Source organism: Nocardia sp. NPDC005366 (genome assembly GCF_040606855.1).
Taxonomy (GTDB): domain Bacteria; phylum Actinomycetota; class Actinomycetes; order Mycobacteriales; family Mycobacteriaceae; genus Nocardia.
On the sequence record NZ_JBEXFQ010000013.1, the window covers coordinates 24151 to 44832 of the forward strand.

17 protein-coding genes are annotated in these 20682 nt (G+C 65.4%); 11 read left to right on the forward strand and 6 right to left on the reverse strand.

Features of this window, described 5'->3' with window-relative positions:
* Nucleotides 1-28: 28 nt before the first annotated feature.
* From dnaB to ABZS43_RS16880, 3 genes are all read left to right on the forward strand, one after another.
* On the forward strand, nt 29-1411 hold the full coding sequence (gene dnaB, locus ABZS43_RS16870) for a replicative DNA helicase (protein WP_355036807.1): 1383 nt from the start codon (nt 29-31) through the stop codon (nt 1409-1411).
* A 335-nt stretch (nt 1412-1746) separates the two neighbouring features.
* Complete coding sequence (locus ABZS43_RS16875; protein WP_355036808.1) at nt 1747-2415, forward strand: hypothetical protein; 669 nt, start codon at nt 1747-1749, stop codon at nt 2413-2415.
* 562 nt (nt 2416-2977) lie between these two features.
* Nucleotides 2978-4780 carry a cutinase family protein gene (locus ABZS43_RS16880; RefSeq protein WP_355036809.1) on the forward strand — a complete coding sequence of 601 codons (1803 nt, stop codon included), beginning with the start codon at nt 2978-2980 and terminating at the stop codon, nt 4778-4780.
* 111 nt (nt 4781-4891) lie between these two features.
* Here the strand turns inward: ABZS43_RS16880 and ABZS43_RS16885 are convergent, their stop codons facing one another.
* The gene (locus ABZS43_RS16885; RefSeq protein ID WP_355036810.1) at nt 4892-6133 is read right to left on the reverse strand and encodes an epoxide hydrolase family protein; all 1242 of its coding nucleotides are present in this window, start codon (nt 6131-6133) and stop codon (nt 4892-4894) included.
* Between the two features lie 105 nt (nt 6134-6238).
* Between ABZS43_RS16885 and ABZS43_RS16890 the strand changes: the two genes are divergently transcribed.
* From ABZS43_RS16890 to ABZS43_RS16905, 4 genes are all read left to right on the forward strand, one after another.
* On the forward strand, nt 6239-6682 hold the full coding sequence (locus ABZS43_RS16890; RefSeq protein ID WP_355036811.1) for a MarR family transcriptional regulator: 444 nt from the start codon (nt 6239-6241) through the stop codon (nt 6680-6682).
* Between the two features lie 42 nt (nt 6683-6724).
* Nucleotides 6725-6973, forward strand: coding sequence for a hypothetical protein (locus ABZS43_RS16895; RefSeq protein WP_355036812.1), 249 nt, complete (start codon nt 6725-6727; stop codon nt 6971-6973).
* A gap of 133 nt (nt 6974-7106) precedes the next feature.
* A complete protein-coding gene (locus ABZS43_RS16900; RefSeq protein WP_355036813.1) occupies nt 7107-8462 on the forward strand; it encodes a wax ester/triacylglycerol synthase family O-acyltransferase in 1356 nt (451 codons plus the stop codon).
* Nucleotides 8463-8735: 273 nt separating this feature from the next.
* Nucleotides 8736-9857, forward strand: coding sequence for a nitronate monooxygenase family protein (locus tag ABZS43_RS16905; protein ID WP_355036814.1), 1122 nt, complete (start codon nt 8736-8738; stop codon nt 9855-9857).
* A gap of 4 nt (nt 9858-9861) precedes the next feature.
* On the opposite strand, the gene ABZS43_RS16910 is transcribed toward ABZS43_RS16905, so the two are convergent.
* The 3 genes from ABZS43_RS16910 to ABZS43_RS16920 form a co-directional block, all read right to left on the reverse strand.
* On the reverse strand, nt 9862-10827 hold the full coding sequence (locus ABZS43_RS16910) for a DUF5996 family protein (protein ID WP_355036815.1): 966 nt from the start codon (nt 10825-10827) through the stop codon (nt 9862-9864).
* Nucleotides 10828-10963: 136 nt separating this feature from the next.
* Entirely contained in the window at nt 10964-11734 is a 771-nt protein-coding gene (locus ABZS43_RS16915) for a GntR family transcriptional regulator (protein WP_355036816.1), read from the reverse strand.
* 152 nt (nt 11735-11886) lie between these two features.
* On the reverse strand, nt 11887-12489 hold the full coding sequence (locus ABZS43_RS16920) for a GDSL-type esterase/lipase family protein (protein WP_355036817.1): 603 nt from the start codon (nt 12487-12489) through the stop codon (nt 11887-11889).
* 99 nt (nt 12490-12588) lie between these two features.
* On the opposite strand from ABZS43_RS16920, the gene ABZS43_RS16925 reads away from it, so the two are divergent.
* The gene (locus tag ABZS43_RS16925; RefSeq protein ID WP_355036935.1) at nt 12589-13362 is read left to right on the forward strand and encodes a 2OG-Fe(II) oxygenase; all 774 of its coding nucleotides are present in this window, start codon (nt 12589-12591) and stop codon (nt 13360-13362) included.
* Nucleotides 13349-14113 (forward strand): SDR family NAD(P)-dependent oxidoreductase, encoded by a 765-nt coding sequence (locus ABZS43_RS16930; protein WP_355036818.1) that lies wholly within the window; start codon nt 13349-13351, stop codon nt 14111-14113. The genes ABZS43_RS16925 and ABZS43_RS16930 overlap by 14 nt, the downstream gene beginning before the upstream one ends.
* 39 nt (nt 14114-14152) lie before the next feature.
* Here ABZS43_RS16930 and ABZS43_RS16935 read toward each other — a convergent pair whose 3' ends face one another.
* The gene (locus ABZS43_RS16935; RefSeq protein WP_355036936.1) at nt 14153-15226 is read right to left on the reverse strand and encodes an SDR family NAD(P)-dependent oxidoreductase; all 1074 of its coding nucleotides are present in this window, start codon (nt 15224-15226) and stop codon (nt 14153-14155) included.
* A gap of 66 nt (nt 15227-15292) precedes the next feature.
* On the opposite strand from ABZS43_RS16935, the gene ABZS43_RS16940 reads away from it, so the two are divergent.
* Nucleotides 15293-17665 (forward strand): lysylphosphatidylglycerol synthase transmembrane domain-containing protein, encoded by a 2373-nt coding sequence (locus tag ABZS43_RS16940; protein ID WP_355036819.1) that lies wholly within the window; start codon nt 15293-15295, stop codon nt 17663-17665.
* 77 nt (nt 17666-17742) lie between these two features.
* Here the strand turns inward: ABZS43_RS16940 and ABZS43_RS16945 are convergent, their stop codons facing one another.
* Nucleotides 17743-18720: a nitronate monooxygenase gene (locus ABZS43_RS16945; RefSeq protein WP_355036820.1), complete on the reverse strand. Its 978-nt coding sequence runs from the start codon at nt 18718-18720 to the stop codon at nt 17743-17745.
* 335 nt (nt 18721-19055) lie between these two features.
* Between ABZS43_RS16945 and fadD5 the strand changes: the two genes are divergently transcribed.
* Nucleotides 19056-20627 carry a fatty-acid--CoA ligase FadD5 gene (gene fadD5, locus ABZS43_RS16950; protein ID WP_355036821.1) on the forward strand — a complete coding sequence of 524 codons (1572 nt, stop codon included), beginning with the start codon at nt 19056-19058 and terminating at the stop codon, nt 20625-20627.
* The last annotated feature ends 55 nt before the right edge of the window (nt 20628-20682 follow it).

The window sequence follows — 20682 nt, forward strand, 5'->3', positions numbered from 1 at the left end:
CGTGGGGCAGAGAGGACGGTCGAGTCTGTTGACAGCCACCGATGACCGCGGGCACACAGACTTCCCGCCCGAACCCCCCGGCGAGGATTTCGGACGTCAGCCGCCGCACGATATGGCGGCCGAGCAGTCGGTGCTCGGCGGCATGTTGCTCAGCAAGGACGCCATCGCCGATGTCGTCGAAGTTCTGCGCCCCGGTGACTTCTACCGCCCCGCCCACCAGGCCGTCTACGACGTCATCCTCGACCTCTACGGGCGCGGCGAACCCGCCGACCCCGTCACCGTCTCCGCGGGCCTCGACCGCAAAGGCGAACTCAAACGCATCGGCGGCCCGCCCTACCTCGTCACCCTCACCCAGACCGTCCCCACCGCCGCCAACGCCGGCTACTACGCCGAAATCGTCGCCGAGAAGGCCATCCTGCGCCGCCTCGTCGAAGCGGGTACCCGCATCGTGCAATACGGATACGCGGGCGCCGACGGCCAGGACATAGCCGAAGTCGTCGACCGCGCCCAAGCCGAGGTCTACGAGGTCACCGAACGCCGCACCACCGAGGATTTCATGCCACTGGAGGATCTGCTCCAGCCGACGATGGACGAAATCGATTCCATCGCTTCGCGCGGCGGCATCTCCCTCGGCGTTCCCACCGGCTTCACCGAACTCGATGAGCTCACCAACGGTCTGCACCCCGGCCAGATGATCATCGTCGCGGCCAGGCCCGGCGTCGGAAAATCGACCCTGGGAATGGATTTCATGCGGAGCTGCTCGATCAAACACGGTTTGGCGAGCGTTATCTTCTCACTGGAGATGAGCCGCACCGAAATCGTGATGCGCCTGCTCTCGGCCGAGGCGAAGATCAAACTCGGTGATATGCGCTCGGGCCGCATGAGCGATGACGACTGGACCAAACTGGCCCGGCGGATGAGCGAGATCAGCGAAGCCCCGCTCTTCGTGGACGATTCACCGAACCTCACCATGATGGAGATTCGGGCCAAGGCGCGGCGGCTCAAACAGCGCCACGATCTGAAACTCGTTGTGGTTGACTATCTCCAGCTGATGACCTCCGGTAAGAAAGTCGAATCGCGTCAGCAGGAAGTCTCGGAATTCTCCCGAAACCTGAAACTGCTCGCCAAGGAACTCGAAGTTCCCGTCATCGCCATCAGTCAGCTCAATCGTGGTCCCGAACAACGAACCGACAAGCGCCCTATGGTCTCCGACCTGCGCGAATCGGGTTCGCTGGAACAGGATGCGGACATGGTCATCCTTTTGCATCGCCCGGACGCATTCGAACGCGACGATCCACGCGGTGGCGAGGCCGACCTCATCGTGGGCAAACACCGTAATGGTCCTACTGCGACTATCACCGTCGCCCACCAACTGCATCTGTCCCGCTTCGTGGATATGGCGCGCGGATAACGTCGTACGTGTAGGTTCTCGAAATGTGTGGCCAGATCTCAAAACAAGTTGCCAATCGATGACCAAATGGCCCACTATTATGCGACAGAATCGGCCTGCACGACCAGGTGCCGGTTCTCAGTTCTCGTGTTCGCCAGGGTCCGTGTCTCATGAGAACACTGGCGTGGCTTCCCACGCGGCGACAAGGCTTTCGACTACACGGCATGCGTTACACACCCGGCATGCGGAAACATCCTGTCGTCGGCGGTGTCTCGCGAACGATCGTTTGCGATGCGGAGGAGCAGACTGAGCGGTCAACCGAATCTCCGTCCAGATCGCGACCGATACTGTTGAGCATGGGTAATGAGCCTGAGGTACACCGGCCCGGCACCACTTCGACTCACCGCTTCGAGCAAACCTTCGGTGGGTGGGCACTCATCGTCGGCGGCACGCTGTTGTTCGGCGCTCTGCTCCTGATCGCGCTGCTTCCACCAGCACCAGCTGCTCCCTCGGAGCTGGCGCGATGGGTGCAAGAGCACTCATTCCAGCTGTCCATGAGCGACGAGCTGATGTTCTTCGCGATCGTGTGTTCAACACCTGCCATCATCATCCTGCTTCGGACGGTCCGGCTCTCACGGCCCGTGAGTTCATTGATCGGGTGCAGCAGCCTTCTGCTGGCTATGACACTGCTCGGACTGATGGTCGTCATTGCCGGTCGACTGGTCTATCCGGTATTCGGCATCGCTATGTCAGACGACTCCATCGCGCTCATTGTGAGCATGCTCTATGGCACCCTGCACTGTCTGGAGCTGTTCGCGGCGGTGGGGCTCATCGCTCTGGGCTTTGCCCTACGGGATGAAGGTGTGTGGTATCTGCTCCCTGTCGCAAGCTTCGGTGCGGGCGGACTCCAGATTCTCGGCGCCTTTCCTTGGCTGACACCCGCCTGGCTCAACGTCACGGCAACGGCAGCACTCCTTTTCTGGACGATCGCCGTCGGGCTGTGGCTGCGAACCACTCGGCCCTGATCGCCAGCAGAGGAGTCCGGTTCTTCCTTCTCGCCTACTGCACCCCTAAAGAACAGACCCGACATGGGTGCACGGGCAAATCCATGCCGACCGGACGAGAGGTGCGCCACCTGCCACCGCGAAATCACCGCCATCTACTGCTGCAAGTCACAATTCTGACGCAGTTCAACTTCCGTCAGCGGTACCCCAAACAGGCATCCAGTGCGCAGCCACCTGCGGCGGATTCCGGGGGCTTCACCCAAGGAGAGTTGGGAGGCTGGTCACTCCTCTCAGTGACTGGTTCAGATCGACCGTGGCGGTACCGATGCTGAGGCGAGGCGATCAGCGGCTTCAGTTCGTCTCGGCACGTCTGTCGCCAGGTGTTTGCTGACGAGCGGGGATAATGCGCGGCCACGGAGTTGTCTCGCGCGCGGCCAGCCGACCCGCCCGACGACATTCTTCTGTGACCCGGATTCCACTTCAGTAACGTATCCGTCCCCTACCACGACGTCCTTGGTGACACATGGCCCTTCGGGGGGGCCGTCCGTTCACCTGTCAATCATCGTGGAATGGGGATGAGGGCATGTCTCTTCGAGAATTTTTCACGCGACACCGGATAGCTTCGGCGGTTGCCGCGCCCGCCGTACTCGGTGTGGCGGCGATCGTCGCGGGGTCGTTCGCGCTGACGACTTCGCCGCGGACCGCCGATACACAGCTCACGACATCGGTCACGGAGTGCCGTGACATGGTGACCATCTCGGTGGCCGGACGCGGTGACACACCCGTCGAAGGCACCACGAGAATGCTGGTCGACGCCGACGGGAACCCTTTGCCCGCCGCGATGGCCGGTGACCACAACAGCGAGTGGGTCGATCCGGTGGTCAACGCGCCCGCCGACAGTGCCGATCCGGACGCCTATGCCGCCGTCTATATCGCGTATCCGGCGAATATGTCGACCTATGAGGACGCGGTGAACGCCGGTGTCGCGAATACCGAACAGGTCATGCGGGAGATCGCGCAAGCTTGCCCCGACACGAAGTTCTCCATCGTCGGCTACAGCGAGGGCGCCGATGTCGTGCGCCGCGTGGCGATGAAAATCGGTCATCAGGAGGCCGACAGCACCGGCGCGTACGGGATCGTCGATCCGGCCGACGTGCTCGGTGTCGTCATCCTGGCCGATTCGGGCCGGTCGGCCGGTGACGGGCCGTTCCCCGGGGCGAAGGATCCGTACGCCAATCCGGACGGCTTCGACCAGAAGTATCAGAACGGCGCGAAGCCGGTATCGGGGCAGGGGGCGCTGCCGGGTAACAGCGGTGATTTCGGTGCGCTGAACGGCAAGATCGCGTCGTTCTGTTCCGAAGGCGACCTCACCTGCGCGGCGCCGGAGAATATCTCCCTCCTGCAATTGGTGGTCAATGTGGGCCGCCAATTGAATGTCGACACACTCGAACGCGAGGGCCTCACGCCTGCGACCGGTCAGGATGTCGCGGTGACGCTCGGCCGTATCGCCCTGGCGGCGTTCGCGGATATCCAGTCACAGCCGAATTGGATGCAGAGCGACGAGACCTTCCTCGACGTATTGCTGAAGGTTTCCGACCCGGCATACAAGCCGGGCGCGGCCTCGACGACTCCGGTGAAGGTCGATTCGATCGCGACCGATCAGATGTCGCCGCTGGCATATCTGCCGCAGAAGGTGCTGAACGAGATCATCGGTCTCATCGTGACGAACCAGAACACCATTCCGGTCATCATGAGCGACCCGTACCAGCTGACGCTCGGACCGAATCACACCGGTCACCACTTCGATTACTGGAATGACGCCAACGCGTCCGAGGGTAAGCCGTTGACCTCAGCCGAGTACGCGGCCGCGTGGCTCAGCCACCTGGCGAAGCAGGCGCAGGCGGGCGAGACGGTCGATACCAAGGCCGCGCCCGACCAAGCCGATGTCGCCGCCGTCTACAAGGCGGTGGAGGAGGCCACGGCGAAGCCGACGAGTACGACAACGACCAAGGCCGCGCCCACGACAACGGCTACCGCGGCGGCGAAGTCGAAAACCAGCGGCGAGTCGAAAACCACCGCACCCTCGACCACATCGTCCGCGACCACATCGTCCACGACCACGGCACCGACAACAACGCCGACAACGACTGCGCCGCCGACAACAACCACTACCGCGCCGACCACGCCGTCCGAAACACCGGGCGCGGTAACGACACCGCAGGAGGCCGCGCCGCCGGTCGGCAATTCGGTCGCGGCTCCCACCGCGACCATGGCACCAGCCGAAACCCAGGCGCCGACCGCGCCGTCGACACCCCAGTCCGGTACCGCAAACCCGTCCACCACGACAACGGAATCGCCGACACCGACGCCGACCGGTTCGCGGTAGCGGGAAAGGTTCGCCCCACGGCCTCGAGGATCTGCGCCGCAGTTCATCGGGGCCATGTGCGTACGAGCATCACGAAATCGACTGCCGCACCTGGTGTTTCGCTGAGGCGGGTCAGCGCCTGCCGCGGAAGGTGCGGCGCAGATCCGCCACCCATTCCTGCGGGATCTCCCACGGAATGAAATGGCCGCCGTGGTCGTGCGCGGTGAGTTCGACGTGGTTGTACCAGCCGGCGCGGTCGCTCTCCAGGAAATGTGCGACCCGTTGTTCGGTGCGCACGCCGGGCGGATTCTCGTAACCGACGAAGGTGATGCCGGTCGGCGCTTCGATCGGCGGCGTCCTGTCGTGCGAGGGGATCCACGGGTAGCGATTGTTGTTGGCGTAGGTCCTGATCGAGGTGCCGATGCTGTTGGTTACCCAGAAGATCATCGCGTGCGTGAGCAGTTCGTCCCTGGTGAAAACCGAATGAATATCGCCGCCGTTATCGCTCCACGACGTCCAGCGCTGCAGAATCCACGCGAGCAGGCCGACCGGGGAATCGGAGAGGCCGTAGGCGAGGGTGCTCGGCTCGAGTACCTGGGCGGCGAGGTGCACCGCGAAACGTCGCTCCAATTCGACGATCCTGGCGCGGATGCCGGCGGGCAGCCCTTCCGAAATCGGGTTGCCGCCGCTGAGATCCCAGGCGCGATCGCCCTCGAACAGGGTGAGTTTCTGGCCGGAGCCGATATGGATTCCGTAGAGCTCGTCGGCGTATTTGTGCCCGAGCTGGCCGGTCACGAGCGCGCCGACATCACATCCGGCGGCGGCATATCTGTCGTGGCCGAGGATTTCGGTCATGAGCAGGTGCCACAGGTCGGCGACCTTCCAGAAATTCATATCCGGGTGGTCGGGCAACGGCGAAGAGAATCCGAAACCGGGAAAGGACGGGACGATCACCTCGAAGGCGTCGGCGGGATCGCCGCCGAAGGACGCCGGGTCGGCGAGCGGATCGATGACTTTGGACCAGTGCCAGAAGGTCCATGGCCAGCCGTGGGTGAGGATCAGCGGTGTCGGGTTCGGTCCCGCACCTGGCCTGCGCAGGAAATGCACCGGAACACCCGCGACGTCGACCCGGTAGTGCTCGTAGGCGTTGATCGCGGATTCCGCTTCGCGCCAATCGAACTCGTCGCGCCAATACTCGACCAGCGCTTGGAGGCGGACGCGGTCCACCCCGTAGTATCCGTCGCGGTTGCCCGCGTCGTCGGGCCAGCGCGTCGCCGCGAGGCGCCCGTGTAGATCGATGAGCACCTCCTCGTCCACGTGGATCCGGGTCGGGGACAGCGGAAACGGCGGTCGCCGCGCGGTGTCGTATCCCATCACACTCTCCTGATCGAGCCATCCGGGCATTACTCGGTTGCGCACCGAGTCGCCTCAATAATTTACATAAACTACTTAAATAAATCACCCCCTATAGTTTGTCGGGTGGACGACGCCGCTGACCTGGATGCCGAAGCCTTCGCCGAAGCGATCGAGAATTTCAACCGCTTCTACATCCGGCTGCCCACGCTGGAGACGCTGTCTTTCACCACCCTCTCGGTACTCGACACGCTGTCCACCAGCCCACGTCCGCTGCGCTTGACCGAACTCACCAGAACCGAGCAGGTCACCCAGCCCGCGATCACCCAGCTCGTCACGCGCCTGGAACGCGACGGGCTCGTGGAGCGCGGGCCCGATCCGCGTGACGGTCGCGCCGTCCTCGTCCACATCACCGATGCCGGTCGCCGGATAGGGCGCTCGCGCCGCACCGACCGGGTGCGCCACCTCGCTCCCCTGCTCGCCGAGCTGACGCCCGAGCAGCGCCGCGACCTCGCGTGCGCCCTGCCCGCACTGGCGCGCCTCGCCGAACTCGGACGCGCCGCGCACTGAGCGGCCCTTCGATCGGGTCGACGCTCGACACGCGGTACCGAGGTGTTGTTCGAGTTCTTCTGGGTACTCCGTCCGAAAGGGCTCGCGCTGCTGGCCTTCCAGGCGATCGACACCACGGTCGCGGTGGAGGCCATCGATCATCGGGTCGCCGTCGCCTATCGCCGGTCGCCGTCGCGGCTCGCGGAACTGTTGCGTGACAACGGGTTCACCGAGGTGTGCCGGACGGTCCGGCAACCGGAGCGGGACGAGCGATGCGAACAGGCATATCCGCTGGTCGCGACGGATCGGTGATTCGTCCGACACCCGCACCGAAGTCCGGGTAAGTTTGTCCTGTCACACCTGATTCGGGGCTGCGCTTGCCCGCCCGACAACGTGGTCGATCCATCATTCGAAGCTCACCACTGTCGTCAGGGGGCGACCACCTATGGAATTCGTTTCGCCGATAGATGCCCTGTTCCTGCTCGCCGAATCCCGCGAGCACCCCATGCATGTGGGTGGTCTCATGCTGTTCGAGCCGCCCGAGGATGCCGCGCCGGATTTCGCCCGGCGGACATACGAGAAGATGCTGCGGGAGAATTCGTTGCATCCGACCTTCCGCAAACGTCCGGCCACCTGGCTGGGCGCGCCGCAGTTCGGATGGGCACAGGATGCCGATATCGAACTCGCCTACCATGTGCGACGCGCCGCGCTACCCGCGCCGGGCGGGCAACAACAGTTGCTCGACCTGGCATCACGGCTGCACAGTAGCCTGCTCGACCGTCATCGCCCACTCTGGGAGATGCACATGATCGAGGGCTCGGGCGACGGACGTTTCGCCCTCTACACCAAAATGCATCACGCGCTGATCGACGGCGTCGCCGGGCAACGCCTGATCCGGCGCACCATGACCGAAGACGCGACCTCCGATGAGTTCCGAGTCCCGTGGAATCTGCCGAGCACCCGAACCTCCCGTCCCAGCGAAACTTCCGGTTCGGCATTCGGCTCCACCGCGCGACAACTCCTGGCCGCCGCCACATCCGTTCCAGGCTTGGCCCGCACGGCCCGAGACGCACTGCTGCGCCAGCAGTTGACGATGCCGTTCTCGGCCCCGCGCACCCTGTTCAACGTCCCGATCGGCGGGGCGCGGCGGGTGGCGGTCCGGTCCTGGCCGTTGGAGCGGGTCAAGCAGGTGGCCAAATCGACCGGCTCGACCATCAACGATGTGGTACTCGCCATGTCGGCGGGGGCATTGCGCGGTTTCCTGATGGAACGCGAAGCCCTTCCGGACAAACCGATGATCGCCATGGTCCCGCTGTCGTTGCGCGACGAGGACGACAACGAGCCGGGTGGTAACAAGATCTGCGCCATTCTCTGCAATCTGGCGACCGACCTCCCGGATCCACTGGCCCGGCTCGAGGTGATCAAGGGGTCGATGAACCGCAACAAGGATGTGTACCGCGGGCTGTCGAATACCCAGGCGATGGCGCTATCGGCATTGACGCTGAGTCCGATCGCGATGTCATTGCTGCCCGCGCTCACCTCGGTGACCAATCCCCCGTTCAATATCGTCATCTCCAACGTTCCCGGCGCGCGCGAACCCCTGTACTGGAACGGCGCACGGCTCGACGCCGGCTACCCCATGTCGATCCCGTTGGACGGTCAGGCCGCCAACATCACCCTCACCACCAACGGCGCGAATCTCGACTTCGGCATCGTCGGCTGCCGCCGCAGCGTGCCCCATCTGGATCGGATACTCGGCCACCTCGAGAACTCGTTGACCGCGTTGGAGGACTCCCTCTGACCGCACCCGCCGCGAGCACTTCGATACGACAGGGGAAAGAAGCACTTTTCCGACAAAACTAGAACGTGTTACTGTCAAAATATGGTGCACCCACCAGTCGAATGGACCGCCGATGCGCCATGGCGATACCCGTGTCACGCGGGCCATTCGACTGTTCCGGTCAGTCACGTGCCTCGATCGGCCGGAATATGACGGGGCAACCATGTAACTCGTTCTATAGCGTCCTCGGTCCGCGCTTCGCGGCTGCGGGGCCAGTAAGGGAGACCAGCACCCATGCGTACCGAAATCTGTGACCGGCTGGGGATCGAGTTCCCCATCTTCGCCTTCACCCACTGCCGCGACGTGGCAGCCGCGGTCAGCAATGCCGGCGGGATCGGCGTACTCGGCGCGGTCGGATTCACCGCCGAGCAGCTGGAGGTCGAGCTGGCCTGGCTCGACGAGCACGTGAACGGCGTCTACGGCGTCGACCTGGTCATCCCCTCGAAGTACGAGGGCAAGGGCATCGACGGACTCAGCCCCGAGGAACTGGAAGCCAAACTGGCCGAACTGGTTCCGCAGGGCCACCGGGATTTCGCCGAGAAGATCCTCGCCGACCACGGCGTGCCGCACCTGCCCGCCGAGGAACACCACAACCAGTTGCTCGGCTGGACCGCTACCACGGTCGCGCCGCAGATCGAAGTGATCCTGCGCCACCCCAAGGCCAAGCTGGTCGCCAACGCCCTCGGCACCCCGCCGCCGGAGGTGATCGAGCAGATCCAGGGTTCGGGGCGGCTCATCGGCGCGCTGTGCGGTTCGGTCAAACACGCGCTCAACCACAAGAAGGCGGGCCTGGACTTCGTGGTCTGCCAGGGCACAGAGGGCGGCGGGCACTGCGGTGAGGTCTCCTCGCTCGTGCTGTGGCCGCAGGTGATCGATGCCGTCGGTGACCTGCCCGTGCTCGCGGCGGGCGGCATCGGCAACGGCCGCCAGGTCGCCGCCGCCATGGCGATGGGCGCGGCGGGCGCGTGGACCGGTTCGGTGTGGCTGACGGTGGAGGAGGCCAATGTGCCGCCCGCGCAGATGCAGAGCTATATCGACGCCACCAGCCACGACACCGTGCGCTCGCGCGCGTGGACCGGCAAACCCGCCCGCATGCTGAAGAACGACTGGACCGAGGCCTGGGAGCAGCCGGAGAATCCGAGCCCGCTGCCCATGCCGCTGCAGATGATGGTCGCCCTCGACGGCGTCAAGCGCGGACACCGGTACCCGGAGGCCGCCAAGGATGTGAATTTCAATCCGGTCGGTCAGGTCGTCGGCATGATGAACAAGGTCGAACGCTCCGCCGATGTCGTCGCCCGGTTGATCGAGGAATACGTCGAGGCCTGCGAGCGTCTCAACAAGCTCAACGGGGCCTGAGCTATTACTCCGGCGACCGGGGGCGCTCGCGTTCGAGGACGGGATCGGTGATGCCACCCCAGCAGGCCAGCCCGGCGGCATCCCATCCCGCCAGCTCCGAACCGGACGCGTAGACCGACTGGTAGAACTCCAGCGCCGCACCGACGGGATCGTCGGTGCGGCGTAGGTCGTCGTAGTCGTAGTAGGCCGAATGACCCGACCCGACGTCGACCCAACGCGCGCCGTCGGGCAGTGATCGCAGCGCCAGCCCCTCGGGTTCGGGCGCGACATAGGAGTAGAGGGTGGGGGCAGGCACTTTCGCGTCGCCGAACCAGAATCCGGCGCTGATCTCTTCCCGCGAATAGGCCTCTCTCGTCACCGAATCCACGGTCGCGGGCAGTTCGATATGCCGGTCCGAGAATCGCTGCACCGCGAGATCGAAACTGTGCCAGAAGAATTGGACCGGACTGATCTTTCCGGAATAGCCGGCGCTGAACTCCTCCAGTATCCGTCCCACCCGGCCGAGCACGATATGCGCCCGCCTCGCCAGGTCCGGGTCGTAATGGGCGTGCTCGGTATCGTCCGCGAACGGCCGCCCGACATCCGGAAGATCGAACGGATGCGGATGCGCCAGAACGACGTCGACGCCGAGCTCGGCGAGCCCGTCCATCACGGCCTGGTAGAAACTCGCGACGGACCGGTCCGGCAGTTCTATCTCCACCTCGGTGCCCCGATCGTTCGCGATACGCAGCACATGGTCGAAAAAGTCGAAGGCACAGGTGAATACGGGGCCGCCGCGGGCAGCGCCGAGCGGCACGGTGGTCATACCGCGCGCGGTGAGCCGATAGGTGATATGCCACCAGTGGTTGCGGCGGATGCCCGTGGCGAGCGCGACCTTGCCGACGATCTGGGTGAACCGGTGCAGCGTCTCCTTGGTGGGGCGCCACGATTCGTAGGGCAGGGCGGGCAGCAACTCGGGAGAGTCGGTCATACCGCAACGGTACGTTCGGCCGATCAGGTGTGCCAGCAGGTAGCCTGTCGTGTCGAGGACGGCGATCGGACCATGGGCCGAATCGACTCGGGTGCCGTGTGAGACCCCACCGAACCCGGCGAACCGGCGACCCGACTCACGCGGTCGCCGCGTGCGACTCCCCGGCCACCTCCACGCCGAGCAGCTCCTCGAATTTGGCGACCACCTTCTCGTGGTACATGCCGAACAGATCCTCGAACAGCGCCACCTGCGCGTCCGACGGACCCGATCCGGACTCCCAGACGGCGACAAGCGCACGCCAGATCAACACGTGGAGATCCGCGGCGGCGGCGAAGAACGACTCGACCGCCTCCGGCACCTCCAGCACCATCTCGCCGATGGAGTTCAGGATGGCGCGTTGCATGCTCATACCCAGCACGGTCAACAGTTTGCGCACCAGCGCGATCTCGATGGCGAGGATCTGGCGGTAGTCGGGAACCTCCAGGCGGGCAAGCGATTCGAGCTGATCGATGGCGGATTTCAGCTCGGCGGGAGCGATGTCCTGAGCACTGCCGGTGTAGGCGAGCAGCGCGTCCATGACGATGCCGCGCTCGACGTCGACGATGTCGCGGAACATATCGATGGCGACCTCGGGCATCGGGACCGAGAAACGAAAAAGATGCCGGTACACATCGATACCGCCCGCCTCGCGGACGTCACGAATGGTGAAGCCCTTACCCCGGCGCGCTTCGACGAATCCGTACGATTCCAGCCTGCCGAGGGTCAGCTGCGCGGTCGCCCGGTTCATCTCGAATTCCTCGGCGACCTGGCGGACCGAAGGCATCAGATCCCCCGGCTGATATTCCCCCGCGGTAACCCGGCGCGCCAACTCATCGGCAACGTCGGCGACTACCGTTCGGGATCCCATCGATGCCACCTCTCGGCTCGGGAATTACGTCCCAGACAGTCTAGGACGTGTTATTTCGGACTGCATCTGTGTAACACCGATCGGCGCACGGTGTGAGGTGATTCATGACCATTCGTATTCGAGACAGGATGTCTCAGACAATCTGGCTCGCCTTATTCAGCGGACAACCATTCCCGCCAGTGCGGCGCGATCAATTCGGCGAGCAGGTCGTAGCCGCGAGCACCGGGGTGCGCGCCGTCTCCCTCGGCGACCTCGCGCATCCACAGCGCGCTCTCGCGCAGCGCGCGATGGACTCGCACGTAGGGAACGGCGGCACGCGCGCAGATCTCGGCGAAACGCTCGTCGAGATCGGCGGTGCGCTCGTTGTGCGCGACGTCGTCGACCGGCGGCGGGGCGACCATCAGCACCCGCCAGTCGCGGTCGGCGGCATGTGCCAGCATGCGCGTCAGCGCCTCCTGTGACACCTCGGGATCGACGCGAGGGCCACCGCCGTCCCAGGAGGTGTCGTTGACCCCGAAGGACAGCACGACCCTGGCATCCGACCCCGCCGGTAGTCGCCGCTCACACTCCCCGAGCCAGCGGATCTGAATATCGGTCGAGGTCTGGCCGCGTACGCCGAGGTTGTAGAGAGTCGGCGCGTACCCGGCCGCGTGGGCCGAGACGCCGAGGCGGCCGACCCAGCCGAGGCACCGGGTGTCGCCCACCCCCGCGACGAAGGAATCGCCGACACAGCAGATACGAAGATCGCGAACCACCCCGTAATCCTGTCAGCCGGATACCCCACGATCTCGGCCGGGCGGGTCGAAACCGGGCGGCCGAATCCACATAGGATCGCGGTGTTCGTCCGGGAGGGAGTGACATTGACAGGGGCATCGGTCACCGAGGCGCAGGCGTCGCCGACGTGGTTCACCGAACTGTTCGCACATCGACGCTGGATACGCCGAACCGGGCCTTTTCCGCATATCTACGCCCGCGATATCTTCGTCGCCGACTTCTTCCAGCGGCTCGCCGACCATTACGCGCGGATGCGACGCGAGCGAATCGACCGGTTCCGCCACGTGGCCGACGACGGCACCACCGCACTCGGACTGTCCGAATTGCGGGACGGTCCGCTGGCGCTGTTCACCTCGGCGGAATGGCACGACCTGATCGCCGGGGTGACCGGGGTATCGGCGACCGGTGATATCGCCGGTTCGCTGCGTCACCATGCGCCGGGCAGCGCGACGGGCGCGACGGACAACGGCCTCGCCCACGCCCGGTTCGCCGGGAACACTCCCGGTCCGGGCGAGGTGCGCTGCCACGATGACGCCGATAGCGCCTCGGGTGCTACGCGGGAGACGGTTCGCGCGGTGGCGATGATGTTCCACCTGGGCAATCCGGGCTGGCGAACCGGCGACGGCGGCGAGCTCACACTGCACGCCGAGAGCACCGCCCGCGGTTCCGCGACGCCCGCGCTCACCATTCCCCCACTGGACAATTCGATGGTGGCGTTCGAATGCACGCCGCGCTCGTGGCATACCTTCGCGGGCGGCAATGCGGCCGGTCGCGGCAGTGTGACGCTGTGGCTGCACCGGCCGAGGGAAGAGGCCGTCCAGCGATGGGGAGCGGACCGCATTGTCCAGCGATGACCGTAGGGTCTGCCTGCTCACGGGTGCGGGTGGACGACTCGGCGACGCCTTCTGCCGTGCGCTGTACACCCGGTACGACATCGTCGCCGTCCATCGCGACCGCACCCCCGCGGTACCCTCGCAGCACGAATGGTTCGTCGATCCGTTCGCCCCGGAAGCGCCTCTGCCGGAGAATGATTCGCGGGTCCATCTGATCCGCGCGGATCTCACCGTTCCCGGCGAGGTGGAGCGGGTCGTCGATCTCGCGCTGGCCCGCTTCGGCGGGGTCGACCTGCTGGTGAACAGTGCCGCGCATCGGCGGATGTTCCCCGATGGCGTGGTCGACGGCGATGCCGCGCTCGATGATTTCGACCTCGCTTTCGCCACCAATGTCGGTGTGCCGCTACGTCTATCGGCACGGCTCGCACAGCGGAGCTGGTTGCACACCGGAGAGCGCAATCGCGCGCGCAACCGCAATATCGTGAACGTCTCCAGCCTGTCCGGCTCGGTGGTCTCCCCGGGCGGACAGACCCTGTACGCCGCGTCGAAGGCCGCGCTGAACCAGCTGACGAGGAACCTCGCCGCCGAATTCGCGGAATTCGGCGTGCGAGCGAATGCGATCGCGCCCAGCGCTTTCCCCGATCTGGTGCCCACCGAGACGGTGGTTCGCTCGATACTGGAACTGGACGGCGGCGCCATGACGGGCGGGGTTTTCAGCGTCGGCGCGGGGGAATCGTCGGACGGCAGACATGCGATGTCCGCCGGGACATGAGTCGTAGGCGGCGGATCGGCACCGCCGCCCCGATCGGACTCAGTCCTTCGCTGTCGCCGATACCCCGGTGATCCGCTCCGACATCGCCCAGAGTCGTTGCGCGAGATCGTCATCGACGGCTTGCCCGTTGCGTGGCGACTCCTCGGTGAAACGGTGGAAATAGCGGCCGTTGATCGCGGCGGTATCCGGTGTGGTCGCCAGATGCACCAGCGGTTGCGCGCCCTTGTCGGGGCGGATGAAGAACGGACGCGACAACGGCGAGCGCACGAAAAGGCCGACACCGAAGGGAATGTTGTCGTACACGTGAGTGGCGACGGCACCGGGATGGAAGGCCGCGGTCACCAACCCGGTGCCGTCGGTGCGCCGCGCCAATTCCCTGGTGAACAGGATATTCGCCAGCTTGGACGCACTGTACGCGCCGAGCATGCTGAACGATCCTGTCGTCGCGTTCACCCGGTCGAGATCCAGCGTCGCCGACCGGTAGGTCATGCTCGAGGTATTGATCACGCGGGCCTGTCGCGCCTGCGTCAAACGCTCCAGCAGCAGGCTGGTCAGCAGGAACGGCGCGAGATGATTGACCTGGAAGGTCAATTCGTTGCCATCGGCGGTGACGGTACGTTTCGGCCATGACCCGCCCGCGTTATTGGCCAGCACGTCGATGCGCGGGTACCGGTTCGACAACTGCTCGGCGAGGGCGCGGACGTCGTCGAGGCGGCTGAAATCGGCGAGGAAGGCGTCGGCGCCCGCGGCGGTCGCCACCGCTCGCGTACGTTCGGGTGAGCGGCCGACGACCGCGACGCGCGCACCGCGCGCGGCCAGTTTCGCGGCGGCCTCGGCGCCGATGCCGGAACTGGCCCCGGTCACCACGATGGTCTTGCCGACCAGATCCTGCTCGTGCGCTGCCATGGTCTCCCTCGGGTCGGCTCGTCTCGGTTCGATCGTCATCGGATCGGCCGGATTCGGCAAGACCCCGGTCGCGCGACGGTCGCCTGCCAGCCCGCTCTGCCCCCTCGCCGCCGCCTCTGGCAGTCTGATCAGCGCCCGAAACTGCACCTCGCGACGTCGAACCGCGGCGGCGTGTTGGTGCCGATCGGTCACGGTGACCTGCTGCATACTCACGAAACGTGCGACGCGGGTGGCCAGTGTAGCTCCAACTCGATCCGAAAGTGCCGATACGACATGCGAGTCGACGGGCGGGATATCCCGGTCACGGGCAGCCTGCTACAACCGCTGGTCCGGCGGACCACCGACATCGTCCGTGTCGTCCTCGCGGCGCTGTGGCTGGCCGTCATCATCGCCGCGTCCGTCATCACCCGGCCGGAATGGCTGGCCCTGGAGCGCTCGGTCTCCGATATCGTCGGCTTCCTCACCCCCGACCAGTCCAATCTCGTGTACCTGATCTATGGCGTCGCGATCCTGATCCTGCCCTTCGCGATCCTGATCGAACTCGTCATCGGCAGACAGTGGAAACTGCTCGCGGGTTACGGGGCGGCCGGGTTGATCGCCGGCCTACTGCTCTCCATCACCGGAGCCGGTCTCTCCGCGCCGAAATGGCATCTTCAGGTCCCTGACCGGCTCGATACCTTCCTGTCCCAATTCCTGGACGATCCGCGCTGGATCGCCATGCTCGCGGCGGTGCTCACCGTCTCCAGTCCGTGGCTGCCGACCAAACCGCGCCGCTGGCTGTGGTTCCTGCTGCTCGCGTTCGCGCCGATCCACCTGGTGGTCAGCACCGTGGTCCCCGCTCGTGCGATGCTCGGTCTTTCCGTCGGCTGGCTAGTCGGCGCGCTCATCGTCTGGATGGTCGGCACGCCCGCGCTGGAAGTTCCGCTCGACGCGGCGGTGCGGGTGCTGGCTCGACGCGGGCATACGGTGACCGGCTTCACCGTGGTGCGACCCGCGGGGCCCGGACCGTTGACGCTGGCCGCCGCGGTGGAAGGACCGCAGCGGGACCTGATGATCGAGCTGTACGGGAAGAATCAGCGCAGTTGGGGCGCGCTACGCATGCTGTGGCGATGGCTCACCTTCCGCACCAGCGAAACCGCCGCCCTGCACGGCTCCATGCACCGGGCTGTCGAGCACCGTGCCCTGATGACGATCGCCGCGGACGATCTCGGCCTGGCCAGTCAGACCGCCATCGGGGTCGCCGCGCTCGATCGAGGCTGGATGCTGTGCGCACACACGACACCTCGCGGCAAAACCATCGCCGAACTGCCCGAATCAGTGTTGCCCGGGGTATGGACGGCGCTCGATCTGCTGCACAAGGGCCAGATTTCGCACGGCGATCTGCGTCCGGCCGAGATCAGGATCGATGACGGCGCCAGTCTGTTCGGTGGTTTCGGCAGCGCCGAATTCGGTGCGTCCGATACCCAGATCCAGACCGATATCGCGCAATTACTCGTCTCGACGACCGCCATCTTCGGCAAACAGCCCGCCGTTCGGGCCGCGATCGACGCGCTCGGCGAACAGACCATCCTGCTGGCCTCACGCAGGCTGACGAAATCCGCGATGTCCACCGGTATCCGCAGATCGGTCTCCGATTGGGGCGCGGCGGTTTCCCAGGCGCGCGACGAGGTGCGCAAGCAGACCGGGCAGGACAAGATCGAGGCCGATCAGCTCACCCGGTTCTCCCGCAACCAGATCATCCAACTGGTGCTGTTGATCGCCCTGGTCTACGTCGCCTATCCGTTCATCAGCGCGGTGCCGACGTTCTTCACTCAACTCGAGACCGCGAACTGGTGGTGGGCGCTGCTCGGACTCGGCGTCTCCGGGCTGACCTACGTCGGCGCGGCGGCGGCGCTGTGGGCGTGTGCCTCCGGGATGGTCAGCTTCGTGAATCTGGTGATCATGCAGATCGCCAATACCTTCGCCGCGACCACGACCCCGGCCAGGGTCGGCGGCCTCGCCCTCAGCGTGCGGTTCCTGCAGAAGGGCGGTCTCGGCGCGGTGCGGGCGACCGCGGCGGTCGCGCTGCAGCAGGCGGTGCAGATCATCACCCATCTGAGCCTGCTCGTGCTGTTCAGCATCGTGGCGGGGACTTCGGCGGATCTCTCGCATTTCGTACCCGACGCGATGGTGATCTACCTGGCCGCGGGCGTCGCGGTCGGCATCATCGGCACCTTCATGTTCGTGCCGAAATTGCGTCACTGGCTGAATCATTCGGTGCGCCCGCAATTACAGGAAGTGCTGGGCGAACTCGGCCAGTTGGCCCGCGACCCGAAACGCTTCCTCATCATCGTCCTCGGGTGCGCCGCGATCACCCTCGGCCAGGCGGGCGCGCTGTGGGCCAGTATCGAAGCCTTCGGCGGCGGAACGAATTTCGTGGCCGTCACCATCGTCACCATGATCGGCGGCACCCTGGCCTCCGCGGCCCCTACCCCCGGCGGAGTCGGCGCCGTCGAGGCCGCTCTCATCGGTGGTCTGGCCGCCTTCGGGGTGCCCGCCACGGTCGCGGTGCCATCGGTGCTGCTCTACCGGGTGCTCACCTGCTGGCTCCCGGTGTTCTGCGGATGGTTCACCATGCGGTGGATGACCTCGAAGAACATGATCTGAGTCGCCGGCCCGCGACGGGAACGAACACGAAAAGCCCCGGACCGCACGGCGTTCCGGGGCTGGTGTGGCCGAGTCGGTCAGCCGGTGACGACCATATCGGTGAGCCGGGTGGTGATCAGTTGTTCCGCCTCGGTCACCATGCGCTCGATGAGTTCGGCACAGCTGGGGATGTCGTGGATCAGGCCCTGGGCCAGGCCCGCCGACCAGATGCCCGCGTCGAGATCGCCCTCCTCGAATACCCGGCGACCGCGCGCACCGGCCACGAGTTCACGGACGTCCTCGAATTTGCCTCCGGCCTTCTCGATTTCGACGACCTTGCGGCTGACCTCGTTATCCGCGACGCGCGCGGTATTGTGCATGGTCCGGAAGATCAGCTGAGTGTCGAGTTCGCTGTTGGCGACGATCTGCTCCTTGACCTTCTGGTCGATCGCCGATTCCTGGGTGCACAGGAAGCGTGTGCCCATATTGACGCCGTCCGCGCCGAGTGCCAGCGCGGCGACCAGACCGCGTGCGTCGGCGATACCGCCGGAGGCGATCATCGGGATGTCGAGAGCCCGCGCGGCGGCGGGAATCAGGATCAGGCCGGGGATGTCGTCCTCGCCCGGATGACCCGCGCATTCGAAACCGTCGATGCTGACGCCGTCGACGCCGATCTTCTGCGCCTTGATCGCGTGCCGCACGCTGGTGCATTTGTGCAGCACCTTGATACCCGCTCCGTGGTAGTACGGCAGGTACGGCTCGGGATTGGAACCGGCGGTCTCGACGATCTTGACGCCGCTGTCGATGATGGCCTGCACGTATTCGGCGTACGGCGGCGGGTTGATCGACGGCAGGATGGTGACGTTGACGCCGAACGGCTTGTCGGTCAGCTCCCTGGTCCTGGCGATCTCCTTGCGCAGATCATCGGGGGTCGGCTGGGTGAGTGCGGTGATGAATCCGAGGCCGCCCGCGTTCGCGACGGCCGCGACGAGTTCGGCCCGGCCGACCCACATCATGCCGCCCTGCACGATGGGGTGTTCCACCCCGAAGGTCTCGGTGAACCTGGTCCGCAGCATCGCGCTACTCCTCTATTCCGGGTGGGCGTCGTTTCCCGCCCTGCCGGGTTGATGGTGACACGAGGGTCGACCCGCATACAAGCCATAAGTAAGCCGGGATTCGCATGACAGATCTCTTCGAGGAGCCGTCCCGCCTTCACATGAGACCTTTACGCACCGGTAAATCGCCAGATCGATGCATATTTTGTGAGCGGAACCTGTTCTCCGGTCGATTAACGATCATTCTTCCCCCGGGCGCTTGCCGCTGGAATAAGTTAGTTGTTATTCTCGTCTCAGTTCAGCCCGTCAGCGACTGCTCGCAGCTCGCGAAACCGCACAGCCAAGGAGTTCGTGGCATGACCACTGGTGCACAGGCGCTCGACGAACCGTTCCGTTCGCGGCGCAACCACTGGAACAACCAGGTCGCGGCACACGCGCAGATGCGCCCTGACGAGGTCGCCCTGCGGTTCCGTGGCGTGGACACCACCTGGAAGCAGTTCCACGAGCGCTCGCTGAAATTCGCCGACGCACTCGCCCGCCGCGGTGTCGGCTTCGGCGACCGGGTGCTGATCCTGGCGCTGAACTACCCGGAATACCTGGAAGCCGTCTTCGGCATCAACGCACTCGGCGCCATCGCGGTCCCGGTCAACTTCCGGCTCACCCCGCCAGAAGTCGCCTATATCGTCAGCGACAGCGGCGCCAAGGCGATCGTCACCGACACGGTGTTGCAGCCGCTGGCCACCGCCGTCCAGGCGCAGTCACCCACCCTGCAGACCTGCGTCGTCATCGGCGGCGCCTCCGGTGACGGCGTCGTCGGGTTCGACGACGCGCTCGCCGAAGAAGGCGAACCGCACACCCCCATCGATATCCCCGAGGACACCCCGAGCCTCATCATGTACACCTCGGGTACGACGGGCAGCCCGAAGGGCGCGGTGCTCTCGTACGCGAATATGAATGCCCAGGCCCTCACCTGCATCCGCGCGCTCGCCATCGAGCCGGAATCGGTGGGCTTCTGCACCTCGCCGCTGTTCCACATCGCCGGACTCGGCAGTCTCGCACCGTATTTCCAGCTCGGCGCGAAAACCGTCCTGCATCCGCTCGGCGCGTTCGACGCCACCGAATTCCTGGACGCACTCGAGGCCGAGCAGGCCACCACCGCCTTCTGCGTGCCCGCGCAGTGGCAGCTGATCTGCGCCGATCCGACCGTCAAGGACCGCAAACTGGCCCTCGAGGCGCTGAGCTGGGGCGCCGCGCCCGCCTCGGACACGGTACTGAAGGCGATGGCCGACTGCTTCCCGAATTCCTTCAATGTCGCGGTCTTCGGCCAGACCGAGATGTCGCCGATCACCTGCGTGCTCGACGGTAAGGACGCGATCCGCAAACTGGGCTCGGTCGGCAAGCCCATCCCGACCATCCAGGCTCGTATCGTCGACGACGAGATGAACGATGTCGCGCCCGGCGAGATCGGTGAAATCGTCTACCGCGGGCCGACTCTCATGCAGGGGTACTGGAACAAGCCCGAAGCCACCGCCGAGGCGTTCGCGGGCGGCTGGTTCCATTCCGGCGATCTGGTGCGACAGGATGAGGAAGGTTTCATCTACGTCGTCGACCGCAAGAAGGACATGATCATCTCCGGCGGCGAGAACATCTACTGCGCCGAGGTGGAGAACGTGCTCTTCGCGCACCCGCTGATCCGCGAGGCCGCGGTGGTCGGGCGGGCGCACGAGAAGTGGGGCGAGGTGCCGGTGGCCGTGGTCGCGCTCGTCGACCCGGAGGGTGAGCTGACCCTCGCCGAACTCGAAGGCTTCCTCAACGAGAACCTGGCCCGCTACAAGCACCCCAAGGATCTGGTCGTCGTACCCGAACTGCCGCGCAACGCCAGCGGCAAGGTCGTGAAAGTCCAGCTCCGCAAGGACTATTCGTCCTGACACCCGAGCGCCCGATTCCGTGACTGGGACATGGAAACGGGTACGCGGACGGCGT

Coding starts and splice junctions, on each gene's coding strand:
- ABZS43_RS16875 (WP_355036808.1), top strand. CDS start 1,747: ATGGGTAATGAGCCTGAGGTACACCGGCCCGGCACCACTTCGACTCAC.
- ABZS43_RS16880 (WP_355036809.1), top strand. CDS start 2,978: ATGTCTCTTCGAGAATTTTTCACGCGACACCGGATAGCTTCGGCGGTT.
- ABZS43_RS16885 (WP_355036810.1), bottom strand. CDS start 6,133: ATGGGATACGACACCGCGCGGCGACCGCCGTTTCCGCTGTCCCCGACC.
- ABZS43_RS16900 (WP_355036813.1), top strand. CDS start 7,107: ATGGAATTCGTTTCGCCGATAGATGCCCTGTTCCTGCTCGCCGAATCC.
- ABZS43_RS16905 (WP_355036814.1), top strand. CDS start 8,736: ATGCGTACCGAAATCTGTGACCGGCTGGGGATCGAGTTCCCCATCTTC.
- ABZS43_RS16910 (WP_355036815.1), bottom strand. CDS start 10,827: ATGACCGACTCTCCCGAGTTGCTGCCCGCCCTGCCCTACGAATCGTGG.
- ABZS43_RS16915 (WP_355036816.1), bottom strand. CDS start 11,734: ATGGGATCCCGAACGGTAGTCGCCGACGTTGCCGATGAGTTGGCGCGC.
- ABZS43_RS16935 (WP_355036936.1), bottom strand. CDS start 15,226: ATGCAGCAGGTCACCGTGACCGATCGGCACCAACACGCCGCCGCGGTT.
- ABZS43_RS16940 (WP_355036819.1), top strand. CDS start 15,293: ATGCGAGTCGACGGGCGGGATATCCCGGTCACGGGCAGCCTGCTACAA.
- ABZS43_RS16945 (WP_355036820.1), bottom strand. CDS start 18,720: ATGCTGCGGACCAGGTTCACCGAGACCTTCGGGGTGGAACACCCCATC.
- fadD5 (WP_355036821.1), top strand. CDS start 19,056: ATGACCACTGGTGCACAGGCGCTCGACGAACCGTTCCGTTCGCGGCGC.